This is a genomic window from Sporosarcina jiandibaonis (assembly GCF_013184495.1).
Lineage (GTDB): Bacteria > Bacillota > Bacilli > Bacillales_A > Planococcaceae > Sporosarcina > Sporosarcina jiandibaonis.
Genome location: NZ_JAAOIY010000004.1, coordinates 226728 through 244734 on the forward strand (window position 1 = coordinate 226728; position 18007 = coordinate 244734).

An 18007-nucleotide genomic window follows, 5' to 3' on the forward strand; every position below is an offset into this window, starting at 1 on the left:
AACTCAACATTAAAGGAGCTTAAATGGGAAAAAGAGAAACGCTTAATAAAAATTTAAAACCAGGCTGGGTATGGGCAATTGCATTTGGCTCATCAATTGGATGGGGAGCGTTTATCCTTCCGGCTGACTGGATCGGACAATCGGGACCAATGGGCGCTATCATCGGCATGTTGCTTGGAGCGCTAGTTATGATTATCATAGCTGTAAGTTATGGAGTTTTAATAAAAAAACATCCGGTCTCAGGCGGGGAATATGCATATGCTTTCATTAGTGCAGGTAAGTATTGGGCGTTTATTACTGGTTGGTTTTTATCCCTAGGGTATATATGTATCGTAGCATTGAATGCTTCCGCATTTTCTTTATTACTGAAGTATTTATTTCCGGGATTTATGAAATATATTTATTTGTATGAAATTGCTGGATGGGAAGTATTTTTACCGGAAGTTGTAATATCGTCAATTGCAATTTTGTTCTTTGCTTTTTTAAATATTAAAGGCAGTGGGATTTCCGGACGACTACAATATATATTTTCAATCTTGTTAATCGTAGGTGTGGCTATCATGGGGACGTATACATTTATTTATGCCGATATGCCGATTAGTAATATGAAACCAATGTTTGTTGAGAACCAATCTATTCTTACATCCATTATTGTAATTTTAGCGATTGCTCCATGGGCCTATGTTGGATTTGATAACGTTCCACAGGCTGCTGAGGAATTTAAGTTTTCTCCTCAAAAGGCATTCGGATTAATTGTAATGTCACTTATTGCTTCGGGTTTAGTATATGCGACTATGATTGGTGTGACTTCTTGGACATATGCATCTGACAAAGTTTTAGATAGCTCCAATCTTTGGTTAACTGGAGATATTATTAACTCGTCGTTCGGTTTAATCGGTGTAATTATTCTTGCGTTAGCGATAAGTATGGGGATTTTTACAGGATTGAATGGTTTCTTTCATTCTTCGAGTCGCTTATTATTCGCGATGTCGAGAGCAAAGGCAATACCATCTATGTTTAGTGATTTGCATCCAGTACATAAAACACCATACAAATCAATTTGGTTTATAGCAGTTCTCACACTGCCAAGTGTATGGTTTGGCCGTGAAGCTTTACTGTGGATTGTTGATATGTCTTCTACAGGTGTATCAGTTGCCTATTTCTTTACATGTTTTACTTCATATAAATTGTTGGCATGGAGCAAAAACAATCATGGACTAGATGTAGAACCAGTGAAAAAAGGAATTGCCTTTGTCGGATCTATTTTTAGCATTGGTTTTCTAATGTTACTATTAGTTCCAGGCTCTCCTGCACAGTTACAACTGCCATCTATAATTGCTTTATTTGTGTGGATTGTTCTAGGATTTGTCTTCTTGATGATTATGTTTAAAAATTATAAAGAGTATTCTGAAGACGATCTTAAATATTTCATTTTAGGGCAAGAGAAAGAAAATGTATAAGTGAAAGAGGGTGTAATTATTGGGACGAATATTCTTATCATCCCCTCACATGAGCGGAAACGAACAGAAATACATAAATGAAGCATTCGAAACGAATTGGATTGCGCCGCTTGGGTCGAATGTTAATGCGTTTGAAGAGGAAATGACTGCATATGCTGGGACTGCTGGTTCAGCGGTTTTGTCTTCTGGAACGGCTGCTATCCATTTGGCGTTAGAATTGGTCGGAGTTGGACAAGGCGATGTAGTATTTTGTTCTAGTTTGACGTTTGTTGCAAGTGCAAACCCGATATTGTATTTGGGTGCGAAGCCGGTGTTCATTGATTCAGAAGAAGAAACTTGGAATATGTCTCCTGAAGCTTTGGAACGAGCAATGAAAGTAGCGAAGGTTTATAAAAATCTTCCGAAAGCCGTTATTGTTGTGAATTTGTATGGCCAAAGTGCGAAAATGGATGAACTTATGGCAATTTGCGATTCATATGGCGTTCCTATGATTGAAGATGCAGCAGAGTCACTTGGCTCATCTTATAAAGGGAAGAAGAGCGGAACTTTTGGGAAGTTTGGCATCTATTCATTTAACGGCAATAAAATCATAACGACTTCGGGCGGCGGCATGCTTATATCCGACGATGTCGATGAATTGAAGCGAGCTCGCTTTTTAGCTACTCAAGCTCGTGATCAAGCGAAACATTATCAGCATAGTAAAGTCGGTTATAATTACCGGATGAGTAATATCCTTGCTGGTGTTGGACGTGCGCAGCTTGAAGTGCTAGATGACCGTGTAAATGCTAGACGTGCTGTGTTTGATCGATATGTTGAAGCGTTAGGTGATATTGATGGTGTTCATTTTATGCCAGAACTTGAGGGTACTTATTCGAATCGTTGGTTGACGGCGTTGACGTTGGATCCGAAGAAAGTGAAGATAACACCTTATGAGTTAATTGATGTACTTGAAGCTGAGAATATAGAGGCTCGCCCTGTATGGAAACCGCTTCATATGCAACCGTTGTTTAAAGGATGTAAATTCTATCCGCATGCTGAAGATGATGTTGTGAGTGAACGGTTGTTTGCAGAAGGACTATGTCTTCCGTCTGGTTCGAATATGACGTTGGAACAGCAGGAAAAAGTTATTGATATAATAAAGCGAACATTAGATAGTAAATAAGACAAATACCCCAACTGCATTTGCGGTTGGGGTATTTATGTGCGCCCAGCATGGGCGTAGTCTATAGGGTGCAAGTCCCGAACTGTGAAGGCAGAAGTAACAGTTAGCTTAACGCAAGGGTGTCCATGATGACATGGAATCTGAAGGAAGCGAGCGGCAAACCTCCGGTCTGAGGAACACGAACTTCATATAAGGCTATGTATGATTGGGTGAGTTTGCATTACAAAACAAAGCCCTTTCTGCCGAAAGTTGTATGTAGTAAATGAAGCAGATAGGTGGAGGAAAAGACTACGTTCTTACCTGGGGAGGTCTGATTGATATGCCAAGTACACTTGGTAACCTACTCAGTGATGGGTAGCTGAACAATCAGAAGTCAGCAGAAGCCATAGTACCATTCGAACTCGAGAAGAATGGGAAGGGCTGAACAATTAAGAGAGAACAACATCTTGGCATTCAGTAACCTGCAAAGAACACAGATAACCGATAAGGCATACTTGGAGGAGGAAGTGGTGAATCCCACGGGGACTTCGAGATGGTGGAGCAGAGCTGGCATAAGAAGTGTTGTTCAAGGAAAGAGGCGTAACTAATGTTGATGGAACGAATACTGTCGCGTGAAAATCTGCTTTCTGCCTTGAAACGGGTGGAACGCAATAAAGGGAGCCATGGTGTAGATGAAATGCCCGCCAAAACCTACGAAAGCACATCTTGGAACACTGGGAATCCATGAAAATGGAACTTCTTGAGGGTACCTATGAACCGCAACCAGTCCGCAGGGTCGAAATCCCGAAGCCTGACGGTGGTGTGCGGTTATTAGGTATTCCTACCGTGACGGATCGTCTCATTCAGCAAGCCGTTGCCCAAGTATTAACTACTTTGTATGAACCAACGTTTTCAGAACATAGCTATGGTTTTCGACCAAAGCGAAGCGCCCACGGCGCAATAAAGAAAGCGAAAGGATATATACAGGAAGGTAATCGTTGGGTAATCGATATAGACTTGGAGAAATTCTTCGACAAAGTGAATCACGACAGGTTGATGGGAACACTTTCAAAACGAATCGAAGACAAACGTCTGCTTAAGCTAATCCGTAACTATTTGAAATCGGGAATCATGATAAATGGTATCGTGACAACCAGTGAGGAAGGTACGCCGCAAGGTGGCCCACTCAGTCCATTACTTTCCAATATTGTCCTTGATGAACTAGACAAAGAATTGGAGGAAAGAGGACATAAATTTGTCCGATACGCTGACGACTGCAACATCTATGTGAAAACAAAGAAAGCAGGAAATCGAGTCATGGGTTCTATCACTTCATTTATCGAAGAAAGGCTTAAGTTGAAAGCTAATCTGAATAAGTCCGCTGTAGACCGTCCTTGGAAGAGGAAGTTTCTTGGATTCAGCTTTACCTTTCATAAAGAACCAAAGGTTCGAATTGCCAAAGAAAGTATGAAACGGATGAAGAATAAAATCCGAGAGATAACATCTAGGGGGAAACCCTATCCGATGGATTATCGAATTAAGAAACTAAATCAATACAATGATGGGGTGGTGCGGTTATTTTGCATTTGCGGATACGCCAAGCGTTTTCAGAGCTTTCGATTCATGGATTAGAAGAAGACTTCGAATGTGTATGTGGAAAAACTGGAAGAAACCACGTACGAAGGTGAGGAAGCTCATTGGATTAGGTGCGCTGGAAGAAAAGGCATACGAATGGGGTAACTCGCGTAAAAGTTACTGGAGAATTTCTAAAAGTCCTGTATTACATAGAACCCTCGGAAACTCCTACTGAAGTTCCTAAGGGCTCAAAAGTCTACTATCACGTTACGAAACACTGCGTCATCAATCTTAATTGAACGCGGTATACCGAACGGTACGTACGTTGGTGTGAGAGGTCGGGAGTTAATCACTCCCTCCTACTCAATTTTGGTGCACATACCAATTCATTAGGAAAAAGGGAGCAACTTTTGTGACCAATTGTTATATGAAGTGAAAGCGTTTTCCGTTATAGTTTTTGTAAGGGGGAGCTAGTCATGTTGGAAAGTCGTAGCTTGAATACTTTCTATCAATTGATGAAACTACAACCGGTGCAACAAGCTTGGTTTATTGACAAGCTGAACTTAACTGGACATCAGTTTCAATATGATGTAGAAAAAATTAATAGCTTTTTAGTTGATGCTGGGATGTCGCCTATTCGAATTTCGACTGACCGAATTTTGATTCCACAGGAGGTTATCGATTTTTGGAAGGAAAAAGGTGCAGGTTTTGTAGCCAATCAATTTTCTTTTGATCAGGAAGAACGTGTGATTGTCATTTTGTTATATATCTTTATTAGACGTGAACCTCTTTCTAATTTTCATTTTCAACAAATATTTGGAATTAGTAAAAATACAGTTAGCGCAGATGTGAAGCGGGTCAATCTGTTTTGTATTGATTTTCGGGTTGAAATTCGCTATACACGTGAGAATGGGTATCATTTGAAAGGCTCGGAAGAAGATAAGCGGAATTTAATGCTCAAGGCGATTTCCATGTTGAAAGTTAAGTCGCACGCCCATGAAAAATTCACGTTTATATTTCATCAGCAACAGTTAGAGAATCAGTACGACTACTACCAGACAGTTTTGAGGGATTTTGAACAGCAATACTCTATCACATTCATTGAAGAAAGATTGGATGAATTTATCTACTTACTTCAGATGGTCCATGTTCGTCAACAACAACAAAAGCGAGTATTAATCTATCGGGATACGGTCAGTTTTTTGGAGAAGAAAGAGGCTTTTTTAATAGCTAAATTGATTCAGCAGCGTTTGGGGTATACGACCAAACCAGAAGAACTTGCCTTTCTAACAATCCAACTGCTCGGTATTTGTCAAGGGGAGATCACCCCTACTCGAACGGATGCATTGATTGAGATTACTGAACAAATTATTGCGAGTTTTGAGCGTTATGCAATCATCCAGCTACACAATCGAGATAAGGCCATTGAAACATTATATTTACATTTCAAACCGGCGTATTACCGTATGCTCTTTAAAATACCTATTACAAATGTCTTACTGACTGAAATTAAGAAAGAGCATCAAGATTTATTTATCGTTGTAAAGGAAGTGCTCAAACCGGTCGAAGAAATGTTGAATATTAAAATACCTGAAGATGAGATTGGTTTCCTTACTCTCCATTTTGGCGGGTTACTCAAACAGGATAGTGAGATTCCAGTAAAAGTATTTAAGGCGATAATTGTTTGTCCAAATGGGATAAGTTCAAGTTTGATGTTGGAAAACCAATTAAAATCACTTTTCCCGGAATTTCAGTGGACTTCATCGCTTTCATCTTATGACTTTGAGCGTCTTGATGAGGCGGAGTATGATCTAGTATTCTCAACTGTTCTACTTAAAACGACAAAACCATTATTTATGATAAGACCGATAATGAGTAAGTTGGAGAGAAAAGAACTTGTCCAAGCGGTAAAAGGGCGGACGCTTCAACAGCCCTATCAAAATCCAACCTCTGATGAATTACTGAAAATAATTCGTCAGTACGCGGAAATTAAACAGCCAGAGTTGTTGAAAAAGGCATTGCAACAAGCGTTATTTCAAAGTGATCACTTGAATACGGGGAGGAACCAACCAGTGTTAAAAGATTTATTAGTCGAGGAAAATATTCAGTTTAGAGATCAAGTCGTTGATTGGAAAGAGGCAGTCAAGATAGCCGCAGAACCGTTACTGTTAAATGAATCAATTACTCCTCAATATATTGATGTAATGATTGAGAATGTTGAAACAACAGGACCATATATTATTATCGGAGAGGAAGTTGCAATTCCTCATGCGCGTCCGGAATTTGGCGTAAAAAAATTGGGAATGAGCTTGCTAAAACTCCAAAAATCTACGCACTTATTGAATAATGAAGCTAATAAAGTTGATATATTTATTTGTTTAGCGGCAATAGACAATCAAACACATCTCAAGGCTTTGGCTCAATTAACTACGCTATTGAGCGATCCTATAAAATTAAAGCTTTTAAAGAAGGCGGAGACAAAACAGGATATTCTAGATTTAGTTGTAGAGTTTTCAGAACAATAATAGTATCGTTTTCGTGTTTTCAATAGTAAATAATAATTAAAACTAATAGGGGGAAACAAAGATGAGGATTTTAGCAGTGTGTGGAAATGGATTGGGAACGAGTTTTATTTTGTCGATGAACGTTAATAAGGCACTAAAAGCATTGAATATTGATGCCGAATGTAAAAATATGGACTTGGCAAGTGCGAAAACGGAAGTGGCTGATTATTATATCGGTACCCCTGAAATTATGGAACAATTGCAAGACGGTAATAGAAAAACAATTGAAATTATCAATATGGTTAGTGCAGATGAAATCCAAGAAGCGCTAACTTCTCATATCTTGGGGGAGAAATAATATGTTCGATTTGATTATGAGGGATATTTTAGGTACTCCGGCTATTTTGGTCGGTTTATTCGCTTTAGTTGGTTTACTGTTACAGAAGAAAGTGATTGCCGATGTTGTTTCTGGAACATTAAAAACGATAATGGGCTTCATAATACTTGGTGCAGGTGCGACAGTCTTGGTAGGTTCACTAGATATCTTTGGAAATATGTTTGAAAAAGCATTTAATATTCAAGGTGTGATTCCTAATAATGAAGCGATTGTGGCATTAGCACAAAATACTTTTGGTGCTGAAACAGCTATGATTATGTTAATCGGTATGCTAGTTAACATAGTCATAGCGCGTTACACGAAGTTTAAATACATCTTCTTAACGGGACATCACACAATGTTTATGGCTTGTTTACTAGCCGCGGTTCTTTCAACGTCAGGTATGGGGAGTGTAACTCTAGTAATTGTAGGATCACTTATTTTAGGTGCATTAATGGTCCTACTACCTGCCATGTTGCAACCCACGGTACGGGAAATTACAGGTTCAGATGATATTGCTGTAGGTCACTTCGGTTCATTTGGTTATTTGCTATCTGCTAAAGTTGCAAAATTGACTGGGGACAAAACAAAATCAACTGAAGAAGTCAAAGTACCAAAATCACTTGGGTTCTTACGTGATTCTTCAGTAGCGTTGGCATTAACAATGGCTATAATGTTCTTAGTGGTTTCTTTAGTTGTTGGTCCTACATATATTGAAGAAAACCTAAGCGATGGCGCAAACTTCTTGGTGTTTTCGTTACTACAAGCAATTACGTTCGCTGCGGGTGTTTTCATCATCCTTGCAGGTGTTCGTATGTTAATTGCTGAAATTGTTCCCGCATTTAAGGGGATTGCGGATAAAGTTGTTCCAAATGCAAAACCTGCATTAGACGTTCCAATTGTATTCCCTTTTGCTCCAAACGCAGTGATTATTGGATTTTTAGCGAGCTTTGCGGCCGGATTAGTAAGTATGTTTTTACTTCCGCTTGCGGGATTAGCAGTTATCGTACCTGGACTTGTTCCACACTTTTTCTGTGGAGCTGCAGCTGGAGTATTCGGTAATGCTGTTGGGGGACGAAGAGGGGCAATAATTGGTGCTTTTGCCCAAGGGGTGTTAATCAGTTTCCTTCCAGCCATGTTGTTGCCGGTTCTAGGTTCACTAGGATTCGAAGGAACTACTTTTGGTGATTCTGATTTTGGTGTTATAGGTATTCTTATTGGTTATATAATCAGTTTCTTTAGTTAACAAAGTAAGTTCGTATAAATATTAAAAGACGACAATTCGTTCGATTTTGAATGAAATGTCGCCTTTTTTCTTTCTTGCAGAAGAGGAAAATTAGAGTCACAAGAATTCAGGCATCGTGTAAATATTGCGGAAATTACCGAAGAATACAAAGTTGACCCAAGACGAACTGCTGCAATTATGGACATTTTCAGTAGTGTTGCCGAAGGACTCCTTCCTTATGGGAACCAAATACTCTTACTCATCGGAATTGCAGGCGGCATCGTATCTCCACTCGAAATCATTCCATACATGTGGTATGTTGTGCTTTTAGGTGCATTCGCAATCGTTTCAATCTATATACCTTTTGCAGATCGTGCATTAAAGAAAAAGCCATGGGTTTGGGACAAAGAAGATGTACCAGTGGAATCAGAGGTAGCTATAGTTGAACCTGTAATTAAGGAGAAAAGCACTTCAACTGTTTAATTGGGAAAATAAATGAAAGTTTTTCATTGGATTGTAAGCAATTTCATAGTTTAGAAGAGGAGTCAGGCTATTTACGTGGGCGGCTCCTTTTTTATAACTTTCGTGATTGCGGTACATGATTTCGACCACTGTGCAAGGGACTATTCATTTAATTAACTACAATTGCATAAAATGAGAAAGGGGATATCGACTATATAACGCTTTGTCGATATCCCCTTAGTTTTTTTATCCGAAATCGTGAATTGTCATAACTGCACCTTGCACAGCTATCTTATTGAAGGTGAAGGTTAATTTGTTCTGATACAATAAGATTATCTCAATGCAATGTGTTTCATATTGCAAAACCATCAATGGAGGAAAACTAGATGGATTTCATTCGTAGGCAGCTTCTAAAATTTGAATTGGATCCAACCTTAGTTGAATACCTTTCCATTATAATTATGCTTCTTTTCATTGCAATCATTTGTGTTTTAGCAAATCTAATCACGAAGAAGGTAGTCATCCGGATCATCACTAAAGTTGTGAGAAAAACAAAATTTCAGTGGGATAATATGCTTTTGGATAGGGAAGTTTTTCATAAGCTATCTCATATTGTTCCTGCCTTTATTATTTTTTACTTTGCTTTTGCCTTCCCGAAATATCAATTTTTGATAGAAAGGGGCGCGATGGCCTATTTAATTATTATGGGGTTAATCATTATCAACAGCCTTCTAAATGCGGGTAATGATATATATCAAACCTATGAAATATCCAAGGTCAAGCCAGTTAAGGGATATATTCAAGTGGTTAAGATTATTGTCGTAACGCTTGGGATTATATTGGTTATTGCGAACCTGATGGGTAAGAGTCCACTTTTGCTTCTAAGTGGTATTGGTGCCCTTTCAGCTGTACTGATGTTGGTATTTAAAGATTCCTTACTCGGCCTCGTTGCAGGGATTCAGTTGACTTCTAATGGATATGGTTCGAGTGGGAGACTGGATTGAAATGCCTAAATACGGGGCATCTGGGGACGTTTTAGATATCTCGTTGAATACAGTAACAGTCCAAAATTTTGATAAGACAATTACGTCGATTCCAAGTTACGCCCTGATATCCGATTCCTTTATAAACTGGAGAGGGATGCAAAAATCCGGGGGTCGAAGGATAAAGCGGTCAGTATTTGTTGATACAACGAGTATTTCTTTTTGTACCGAGGAGATGATTACTAACTTTAAAGATATCCACTACCTTTCAGATTATATCATCAGTAGGGAACGTGAAATTGCTGAATATAATACTAGGAATAAAATTAACCCGTCCAATCCAGTGAATGGAAGAGCTCTTACAAATATCGGCGTCTTTAGAACATATATCAACAATTATATCCAAAATCATCCGGGGATCAATAGAGAAATGACACCCTAATGGTGAGGCAGTTAGCACCTAGCGAAACGGGGCTGCCAATCGAAATTTATGCATTTACAAATGATGTAAAATGGACAGTATACGAAACGATTCAAGCTGATATCTTTGATCATCTTTTTGCCGTAGCACCAGAGTTTGGAATCCAATTATTCCAGAATCCATCTGGAAGTGATTTAAAATCATTGCGGATGAATCAAGAAGGAATCTGACGCATAATTGCATCGCGCCAAGAAAAGCTGTCGATGAATCAACAGCTTTTTCGAATTATTTAATAAAAATGTGCACTTATCTCTTGTCCCTCTTATGGGACAACGTATCCTATTGAGAAGGGGAGTTTGTGTTAGAACATTGTGCAATGCTGCTTTCATGATTCCTTTCTCACATATGGGTATAGGAGGTTTGGACATGTCAATATTTTATGAAGATGAAATACGTAAAGTAAAGGCCAAAGCTAGTCCGTCGGATTTAAAAGAAATTTATGCACAGGATCCGCGCGCCAATGGTAAGTTACAAAGTAGAAATAGGCAAGTAATGCTCGCCCCTAGCACGCGTTAGGATGATTCGCGGAAGCGGCGGTAGTGTTTGGTAGCGAGTTGACAAGGTGAAATGTTGTTGGGTAATAGATAAGAGTTGGTTTATGCAGATTATGGTGGAGCTCCTTTTTAAAAGTGTAGGAAACTGTTTAGTTTGTGTTTCCTTAGCTAGAATAGGGGCCTTTATTGTGTTTCTCCACTACAGCAGTCATCTTCCACTGCTATAGTCATATTGGCTGTATTTATCTCATATATAAACCTTTCAAGCCTAATCGAAGCTTGAAAGGTTTTGTGTATAGTGCGATTATTTTAATTGAGACATATATTGTGCTCTTGTATTTTGCTTTAAAGTCAGTGTAAGTTCGGTTAAAATGTGTGAAAATGAACGTAAGTGTTCTTTTGTTCTACCTGGAAAATCTCTTTCGATAAATGCTAAGTTATCTTTTCCAGGGTTATGCCAGATGGCGCCGTGTTTGACAGTTTGTGTGTAACCATCCAAGTCGCCGATTTCCCAATTTGTTGCTTCGAAATAAGCATAAGGGATGCCTATGGCGTTAAATGGCGCATGGTCACTCCAATCTCCGGTCGTGCCTTTAGGATATTCAGGATTTAACCCAGGATTCGTTTGAAGGTCGATGGATAACTCTTCTGCAATATCTAAGGCAAATTCTCGTAACCAACCGTCTTTTCCGCTACTACCATACACGTATTTGAAATCCCCAACTGCCAGGCTATCCAAGTTAATCATGGCGACTGTATTATTAATGTCTTTGTTTTTCATTTTTTTCGCATACGCTGAAGAACCCTTTAAACCAACTTCTTCAGCACCAAATGCAATAAAGCGGATTGTATATGGTGTGTTTAAATCTTTTATCCTTTCCGCTACTTCCAGTATTACTCCGATACCAGTTGCGTTATCGTCAACCCCTTGAACCCCACGAACCGCGTCATAGTGCGCGCCAATGATGAGCTCTTTTTTAAACTTACCTTCTTTGACGACCGCAACGTTGGCTGAGTCGTATACTACATTTCCTCTTTGGTAAGTAAACGGTTGAACCTCGGGTTGATATCCAAGCCTTTCAAATGATTGAACAATATAATTTCTAGCCTCTATTTCTCCAGTTGTCCCAGCGACTCTTTGTCCCAAATTTTGAGACAAGTGATACATGTGACCCCATGAGATGTCCCCGTACGAAGTATTTGTATTATCGGTAGCAGAAACAGAACTTGTTTGAGAAAAAATAAACGCGATGAGAAGAGCAAAGATGAATAAATTTAATTTAATTTTTCTAATGATAATAATTCCCCCTTAATCTTTTTGTGGTGCTTGTACAAGCGTATGCAGACAATGGGACGACTATTCGAAGGAAAGAAAGGGACGAATTTTACATTAAACGCTACGCAAGACGCTATTCGGACAATAAACTACAATTGCATAAAATAATAAGGGGATATCTACTACATAACTCCGGACTGCGAGAGGGAGTAACCTACACAAATATGGACATAGCCCGGGAGGCTTTTGATCTTCTAGATAAGCTTTATTTTTATGCGTATATGGATCTGAAAAATCGGGAAACCAAGAGAAAAAAGAAGCGGAAATAAAATTTAGTGAATGATGTTGTATTTACATATTGATCTATGAAACCGAAGTTTGGTTGAAAAAATGAATAAAAAGAAGAATCCGTGATGAATGAGGATTCTTCTTGTATTGACAAAAAGCGTTTTAATTAATTTATCCCAACAAACCCGCAGCAATTTTCTTCGCTGCCACAATATCCTTCGTTCCGTGTACGAGCATGCGCCCGTCGCGGAATAGGACGAGTCGATGTCCGCCGTATTCACAAGCGAGCAGATGTGGGTTATGTACGAGTTTTGACACAGTTCCACGTATGGATTCAGCGAAAGAATCGAGTTCGAACTTACGATTTTCTGGCCATGATAGTTGGACAGTGTCGCGTCCGCAAAGTACTGCTGTCCGCATCGATTCCCTGGCTGAAAGAAATGGATAAGTGGGATTCGCGGAACAGCTCGGACAACTATTCTTCTTCAACTTGCTGACATCGATCGACGCCCTTTCGCCCGTCCACAAGTCTGTAGACTCGAGTTTCGGTGTGAATTCAGCACCGGTTATATATTTTAGCACGTCCGCGACTTGGCGTGCGGCTGTTGTTACAACGATCGGGCTGATGACGCCGACCGTGTCACACGTCATCGTCTGTGCGGGTAATATTTCGAGCAAACAGTGAAGGCAAGGTTGTCCTTCTTTAATGCCGATCGGGAAGGTCAGCCCGTAACTGCCGACGCAAGCTCCCATGAAAAAGGGGAGGCCCCCGAGCTTTAACGCTGCGTCGTTGGCAAGGAGCCGGATTTCGATATTATCCGTTCCGTCCACGATAAAATCATGCCCCCGAATCAAATCCAGTACATTATTGGGCGTCACGTCAACGACAATCCCAGTTACATCAACATCGCTATTAATGGCAGTCAATCGTTTTTCAGCCGCCACGGCTTTCGGCAACTGATCGATGACGTCTTGTTCGGTGTAAAGTTGTTGGCGGTGTAAATTGGTCCAGTCGATAATATCGCGGTCGACGATTGTGATACGTCCGACACCGGCACGGACGAGCATCTCGCCGGCAGCGGAACCAAGTGCGCCAGCCCCAAGGATGAACACACTTGCTTCGCGAATCAACGCCTGTCCTCCTTCACCAATTGGCGTGAATAGTTCTTGGCGTGAATATCGTTCGTTCAATTTGGTAGCAACCCTTCCATCGGACTGCTCGCAACCGCATAATCCCGTTCAGGCATACGCCCGGCTTCATACCCGAGGCGTCCCGCTTCAATTGCCAGCTTCATAGCGATCGCCATTTTCACGGGATCCTTCGCTTCCGATACGGCTGTATTCAATAACACGGCATCCGCGCCAAGTTCCATCGCATATGCCGCGTCTTTCGGGGAGCCGATACCGGCATCGATAATGACAGGCACATTCGATTGTTCAATAATGAAAGACAAGTTTAGCGGGTTCAAAATGCCTCGTCCTGATCCGATCGGGGATGCACCGGGCATGATTGCGTGAACACCCATCTCGCATAATCGGCGGGCAAGAACGACATCATCCGACGTATACGGCAGCACGATGAATCCTTCCTCAAGAAGCATTTCGGTCGCGCGCAATGTCTCGACGGGATCTGGCAATAACGAGTGATCGCATCCGATAATTTCGACTTTCACCATGTCGCATAGTCCGGAAGCCTTCGCGAGTTTCGCGATGCGCACAGCTTCTTCCGCTGTTTTCGCGCCCGCCGTATTTGGCAATAATGTATATTTCGACAAGTCGAGTTGTTCAAGGAAATTTGGTTGCGACGGCTCGAATATGTTCATCCGTCTCACCGCAAACGTCAAAATTTCCGACTCTGATACACGAACTGCTTCTTTCTGCGTTTCAAATGATGGGTATTTTCCAGTCCCTAATAATAATCGTGATGAAAATGTCTTATCTGCAATTTTCAGCATGGTCATCCTCCTCCAACAAAATGAATAATTTCGATTTGATCACGGTCTTTGATTGGCGTGTCATAAGCATCTTTTGGAACAATCTCTTTATTTAATTCGACGATGAGAATTCGGTCTGCGAGATTAAGGTTTTCAAGTAACTGTTGAACGTTTCCGACATCCGACGGTATTTCATGCGAATTGCCATTCAAATCAATTGTAATCGTCATAATAAATTCCCCCTTTTAGCATTAATTGCATCATAATAGGATTTCGCAGCTGTGATTGCGTTGTCGCTACCGAAAATCGACGACATGACGGCAACACCCGCCACACCTAACTCTTCAATATGGCTCGGTTTGATTCCCCCGATCGCATAAACAGGAATTGCGAGTACTGAAATAATTTTGTTTAGTTCATCTGTTCCGCGTGGCGGCAAGCTTGCTTTCGAGCCAGTTTCATATAAATGACCGTACAAAACCCAGTCTGCACCTTCACTCATAGCCGTTTTAGCTTCTTCGTATGAATGGATCGATCTTCCAAATGATAGCGCAGGGAAGCGGTCCTTTAAAAGTGGCAACGGCAATCCATGGCCGGGCAGTTGCACTTTATGAATGTTTGTGAGAGAAGCAAGATCCGCACGCCCGTGCACGATTATTTTTGTTTGATCAAAACCTTCCAGCTCTAGCTTTTGAATTAATTCAAACACTTCGCGATCGGTTTTTGATTTCTCGCGCAAGATAACCGCGTCGATATACGGTTCAATCGCTAAAAGCGTCTCCGCCAATTTGTGAATCGACATTCGATCGTCTGTTACGGCAATCAGTTTCACATCTTTCCTCCTTTGAACACAAAAAGACCACTCTCCCGGTAGGAAAGTGGTCTGTCATAGGCAAATTTATGCACTCGCAAGAAGACGCGCCACATCCCTCCGCAGGTACAAACCTGTTCAGGTAATAAGGGTATCGGAGTTAAACTCGTCTCTCAGTCCTTTAAAAGGATTCCCCTAATGGTCAAATTAGTATGAAGTTGTTTCATAGTTAGCATAGCATGATAAGTTGACGAATGAAAGGGGACGCTAGTCGAATAGGCGTTAGGTACCCCTATGGCACGGGTAACACAAAATTGTTAATTTAGTCCTATAATTGAAAAACGAATCTTGACACAATTGTGCTTATTGGATAGAGTTACGATTAACGATAGAGTTATTGAGCAAGGTGGAAGTATAGATGAACAGAAGAAGCTTGAAATACATATTGTAAGCGCTTTACTAAATAACTGTGGGGCTAGTGCGAAAATAGAAGTCGGTTTGAATTAATGGGGGGAAAGATGTGGAGAAGATAGCGGTAATTGGCTGTGGAACTATGGGGCACTCTATTGCACTTAGTGCAGCCTGGGCAGGATATGACGTGAAGATGCAAGGGATAGATCATGCAGATATAGATAGAGGACTAGAAAATATCCAGGTTAAATTACAAGTGCTCATGCAAAACGGGTTAATTGATGAAGTGGCAGCGCAGTTGATTAAAGATAGAATTGAAACGACGACATCGATTGAAGAGCTAGCAGAGGGGTCCACTTTTATAATTGAAGCCGTTCCGGAGAATATTGAATTGAAGAAAACAATATTCAAGCAATTAGATAGTTTATGCAGTGTGGATGTTATTTTAGCGAGTAATACTTCCGCACTGAGCCCGACGGAAATTGCTTCCGGGACGAATCATCCAGAGCGAACAGTGATTACACATTTCTGGCATCCGGCACATCTTATTCCATTAGTTGAGGTTGTCCGTGGTAACAAAACAAGTGATCTAACAATAAAGAGATCGTTGGAATTGATGATAAAGATGAACAAAAAACCAATTGAAGTAAAAAAAGAAGCACCTGGATTTGTCGGAAACCGTCTGCAGTTCGCGCTTCTGCGGGAGGCGCAACATATTTTGGAGGAAGGCATCGCGTCTAAAGAAGATATTGATGCGGCTGTTGTATACAGTATAGGACGTAGATTGCCTGTAACTGGCCCGATTTTATCCGCTGATATGGGCGGGTTAGATGTGTACAAGGATATATCGAATTACTTATATAGTCATTTATCGACCACTCAAGAAGCGACTCCTAGTATGAGTGAGCTTGTGAATGAAAACAAGCTCGGAAATAAAACGGGTGAAGGCTATTATAAGTGGGATGCATCGTTCTCTGAAGAGGTGAATAATGCCAGAGAAAAGGAACTCATTCGCTACTTGAAACAGGATATGGGGATAGAGTTTTAGGTACCTGCGCACGAAAATGCGCAACAATTGCATACAGTAAAAGGGGAAGCCGAATATCGCATTTTGTCGGCTTCCCTTTGATTCTTTTATAACCACGAACAGCTACTATTAAAATACCTAAAGCTCCTTACATAGAAGAAATTTCCTCGGTAGTATATTGTAATGCTTCTCTCAATTTCACAAGCATTCGTTGCCGCCTCTTTTTAATGCCAGCAACGGAAACGCCAGCTTTTTCAGCGCACTCAGCCTGCGATAGCCCCTCAACGAAATACCAATGGATAAATTCTCGTTCAGCATCATTCAATACTTTGAATGCTTGGCAAAGCCGATCCGACCATTGATCGGTCTCTGGACTTTCAATGTCGTTCAAAAACTCCAGCACATCCTCCTCGGTTTGCATAACATTTTCCTCGAATCGAACTTCTTTCTTTAACAAATCTAGCATAGCTCCACGAATACTCATCGAAGCAAACGGCGCAAAATGACCTCTCCCTTCCTCATAACGCGTCCAAGCCTGCCACAATGCAACGCGCCCAGCCTGTCGAAAACTTTCATGATCACGATAAATATTGAGTTGTCTCATAGAAGCAGAAATCATCGGTTCATATTGCGTAAGCACCTCTTCAAACTTTTCCAATATACGGCCCTTTCGACCGTGCACGATTCTTTTTATTCCCGGGTGAGCTAATCGTATGATACTCGCGGAAACGAGTCGAATCGGTTAAATTCACGAACACCCGGTAAAACGTGAACTTTGCTAGTGTTTCAAAAGCCCGGTTTAATCACGTTTGTTGGCACTGTAAAATTGGTTTTAGGCTAATGGAGAGGGTTGTAAATAGCATAGGTACGATGTTTGTGAAGGGATCACAAACGTATTGTTTTGTCAAATTATCAAATGTTAATTTTTATAGGGAAAACATCAACTTTTAAAGTCTTTTGGGAAGTTCAGAGATGGTGGATTTCTATAAAACTAGAAATGATCAAATTCAAATATTGAGTTCTTTTATTTAAAATATTAAATTTTCTATTACAATTTTATGTAGATTAGTGGTATGATTGAACTATAATATTGATACGTATATGAGACTATAGAAGGGAGATGGATTTTAAGATGGATGAAAAAGTTGATGATTGGATAATGCATATTGTATTGAATGAAAATCAACATACAAGGTGGCTTGCGAACAACCTTGCGAAGCGTAAAGATGGGCCAGTCACAGTAGTTGATTCGAAGTACATAGGGTTTGAAATAAAAGAGGGAGTAACATATACGAATATGAGCATAGCCCAAGAGGCTTTCAATCTTCCGGATAAACTCTATTTTTATGCGTATATGGACCCGGCGAAGAGGAAGAGGAAATAAATTTTTTATGTTTAATTTACATATTGTCACCTATACCAAACTGATTTACTTAAATATGCGTTATTCGGAAGAGTGCTGTAAGCAATGACGAATTATAATCTATGAAATAGGAGGAATGTAAAATATTGTGAAATGAATATTCGAAGAAATAAATAATACTGAGAAAGAATGTGAA

17 protein-coding genes, 1 pseudogene and 1 riboswitch are annotated in these 18007 nt (G+C 40.3%); of the genes and pseudogenes, 12 read left to right on the plus strand and 6 right to left on the minus strand.

What is annotated here, in order from left to right; translation table 11 throughout:
* Positions 1–23: 23 nt before the first annotated feature.
* The 10 genes and pseudogenes from G8782_RS12385 (at position 24) to G8782_RS12425 (ending at position 10723) form a co-directional block, all read left to right on the plus strand.
* The gene (locus G8782_RS12385; RefSeq protein ID WP_172371615.1) at positions 24–1460 is read left to right on the plus strand and encodes an APC family permease; all 1437 of its coding nucleotides are present in this window, start codon (positions 24–26) and stop codon (positions 1458–1460) included.
* A gap of 49 nt (positions 1461–1509) precedes the next feature.
* The gene (locus G8782_RS12390; protein WP_172371789.1) at positions 1510–2622 is read left to right on the plus strand and encodes a DegT/DnrJ/EryC1/StrS family aminotransferase; all 1113 of its coding nucleotides are present in this window, start codon (positions 1510–1512) and stop codon (positions 2620–2622) included.
* A 729-nt stretch (positions 2623–3351) separates the two neighbouring features.
* On the plus strand, positions 3352–4233 hold the full coding sequence (gene ltrA, locus G8782_RS12395; RefSeq protein WP_246231658.1) for a group II intron reverse transcriptase/maturase: 882 nt from the start codon (positions 3352–3354) through the stop codon (positions 4231–4233).
* Positions 4163–4411: a group II intron maturase-specific domain-containing protein gene (locus G8782_RS18525; RefSeq protein ID WP_246231672.1), complete on the plus strand. Its 249-nt coding sequence runs from the start codon at positions 4163–4165 to the stop codon at positions 4409–4411. Before ltrA ends, G8782_RS18525 begins: the two co-directional genes overlap by 71 nt.
* A gap of 241 nt (positions 4412–4652) precedes the next feature.
* Positions 4653–6701, plus strand: coding sequence for a BglG family transcription antiterminator (locus G8782_RS12400; protein ID WP_172371617.1), 2049 nt, complete (start codon positions 4653–4655; stop codon positions 6699–6701).
* A 61-nt stretch (positions 6702–6762) separates the two neighbouring features.
* The gene (locus G8782_RS12405; protein ID WP_172371619.1) at positions 6763–7038 is read left to right on the plus strand and encodes a PTS sugar transporter subunit IIB; all 276 of its coding nucleotides are present in this window, start codon (positions 6763–6765) and stop codon (positions 7036–7038) included.
* Position 7039: 1 nt separating this feature from the next.
* The gene (ulaA, locus tag G8782_RS12410) at positions 7040–8302 is read left to right on the plus strand and encodes a PTS ascorbate transporter subunit IIC (RefSeq protein ID WP_172371621.1); all 1263 of its coding nucleotides are present in this window, start codon (positions 7040–7042) and stop codon (positions 8300–8302) included.
* Between the two features lie 177 nt (positions 8303–8479).
* Positions 8480–8764 (plus strand): hypothetical protein, encoded by a 285-nt coding sequence (locus G8782_RS12415; RefSeq protein WP_172371623.1) that lies wholly within the window; start codon positions 8480–8482, stop codon positions 8762–8764.
* Between the two features lie 365 nt (positions 8765–9129).
* Positions 9130–10377, plus strand: a pseudogene (locus G8782_RS12420) (mechanosensitive ion channel family protein).
* A 196-nt stretch (positions 10378–10573) separates the two neighbouring features.
* Entirely contained in the window at positions 10574–10723 is a 150-nt protein-coding gene (locus tag G8782_RS12425) for a hypothetical protein (protein ID WP_172371625.1), read from the plus strand.
* Between the two features lie 282 nt (positions 10724–11005).
* Here the strand turns inward: G8782_RS12425 and G8782_RS12430 are convergent, their stop codons facing one another.
* From G8782_RS12430 to G8782_RS12450, 5 genes are all read right to left on the minus strand, one after another.
* The gene (locus G8782_RS12430) at positions 11006–11869 is read right to left on the minus strand and encodes a M20/M25/M40 family metallo-hydrolase (protein ID WP_216667863.1); all 864 of its coding nucleotides are present in this window, start codon (positions 11867–11869) and stop codon (positions 11006–11008) included.
* 567 nt (positions 11870–12436) lie between these two features.
* Complete coding sequence (locus G8782_RS12435; protein ID WP_172371627.1) at positions 12437–13456, minus strand: ThiF family adenylyltransferase; 1020 nt, start codon at positions 13454–13456, stop codon at positions 12437–12439.
* Entirely contained in the window at positions 13453–14226 is a 774-nt protein-coding gene (locus G8782_RS12440; RefSeq protein WP_172371629.1) for a thiazole synthase, read from the minus strand. Before G8782_RS12440 ends, G8782_RS12435 begins: the two co-directional genes overlap by 4 nt.
* Positions 14223–14429, minus strand: coding sequence for a sulfur carrier protein ThiS (thiS, locus tag G8782_RS12445; protein ID WP_172371631.1), 207 nt, complete (start codon positions 14427–14429; stop codon positions 14223–14225). The genes G8782_RS12440 and thiS overlap by 4 nt, the downstream gene beginning before the upstream one ends.
* Positions 14426–15031: a thiamine phosphate synthase gene (locus G8782_RS12450; protein WP_172371633.1), complete on the minus strand. Its 606-nt coding sequence runs from the start codon at positions 15029–15031 to the stop codon at positions 14426–14428. The genes thiS and G8782_RS12450 overlap by 4 nt, the downstream gene beginning before the upstream one ends.
* A 77-nt stretch (positions 15032–15108) precedes the next feature.
* Positions 15109–15217, minus strand: a riboswitch (TPP riboswitch).
* A gap of 313 nt (positions 15218–15530) precedes the next feature.
* Between G8782_RS12450 and G8782_RS12455 the strand changes: the two genes are divergently transcribed.
* Entirely contained in the window at positions 15531–16469 is a 939-nt protein-coding gene (locus G8782_RS12455) for a 3-hydroxyacyl-CoA dehydrogenase NAD-binding domain-containing protein (RefSeq protein WP_172371635.1), read from the plus strand.
* A 127-nt stretch (positions 16470–16596) separates the two neighbouring features.
* Here the strand turns inward: G8782_RS12455 and G8782_RS12460 are convergent, their stop codons facing one another.
* Complete coding sequence (locus G8782_RS12460) at positions 16597–17106, minus strand: sigma-70 family RNA polymerase sigma factor (protein ID WP_172371637.1); 510 nt, start codon at positions 17104–17106, stop codon at positions 16597–16599.
* Positions 17107–17580: 474 nt separating this feature from the next.
* On the opposite strand from G8782_RS12460, the gene G8782_RS12465 reads away from it, so the two are divergent.
* On the plus strand, positions 17581–17832 hold the full coding sequence (locus G8782_RS12465) for a hypothetical protein (protein ID WP_172371639.1): 252 nt from the start codon (positions 17581–17583) through the stop codon (positions 17830–17832).
* Positions 17833–18007: the final 175 nt, after the last annotated feature.

What these genes read in the sequence shown, in the direction of transcription:
- G8782_RS12385 (WP_172371615.1), top strand. Translation starts at nt 24, where the DNA reads ATGGGAAAAAGAGAAACGCTTAATAAAAATTTAAAACCAGGCTGGGTA.
- G8782_RS12390 (WP_172371789.1), top strand. Translation starts at nt 1,510, where the DNA reads ATGAGCGGAAACGAACAGAAATACATAAATGAAGCATTCGAAACGAAT.
- G8782_RS12400 (WP_172371617.1), top strand. Translation starts at nt 4,653, where the DNA reads ATGTTGGAAAGTCGTAGCTTGAATACTTTCTATCAATTGATGAAACTA.
- G8782_RS12430 (WP_216667863.1), bottom strand. Translation starts at nt 11,869, where the DNA reads ATGTATCACTTGTCTCAAAATTTGGGACAAAGAGTCGCTGGGACAACT.
- ulaA (WP_172371621.1), top strand. Translation starts at nt 7,040, where the DNA reads ATGTTCGATTTGATTATGAGGGATATTTTAGGTACTCCGGCTATTTTG.
- G8782_RS12465 (WP_172371639.1), top strand. Translation starts at nt 17,581, where the DNA reads ATGGATGAAAAAGTTGATGATTGGATAATGCATATTGTATTGAATGAA.
- G8782_RS12405 (WP_172371619.1), top strand. Translation starts at nt 6,763, where the DNA reads ATGAGGATTTTAGCAGTGTGTGGAAATGGATTGGGAACGAGTTTTATT.
- G8782_RS12440 (WP_172371629.1), bottom strand. Translation starts at nt 14,226, where the DNA reads ATGACCATGCTGAAAATTGCAGATAAGACATTTTCATCACGATTATTA.
- G8782_RS18525 (WP_246231672.1), top strand. Translation starts at nt 4,163, where the DNA reads ATGGGGTGGTGCGGTTATTTTGCATTTGCGGATACGCCAAGCGTTTTC.
- ltrA (WP_246231658.1), top strand. Translation starts at nt 3,352, where the DNA reads ATGGAACTTCTTGAGGGTACCTATGAACCGCAACCAGTCCGCAGGGTC.
- G8782_RS12415 (WP_172371623.1), top strand. Translation starts at nt 8,480, where the DNA reads ATGGACATTTTCAGTAGTGTTGCCGAAGGACTCCTTCCTTATGGGAAC.
- G8782_RS12425 (WP_172371625.1), top strand. Translation starts at nt 10,574, where the DNA reads ATGTCAATATTTTATGAAGATGAAATACGTAAAGTAAAGGCCAAAGCT.
- thiS (WP_172371631.1), bottom strand. Translation starts at nt 14,429, where the DNA reads ATGACGATTACAATTGATTTGAATGGCAATTCGCATGAAATACCGTCG.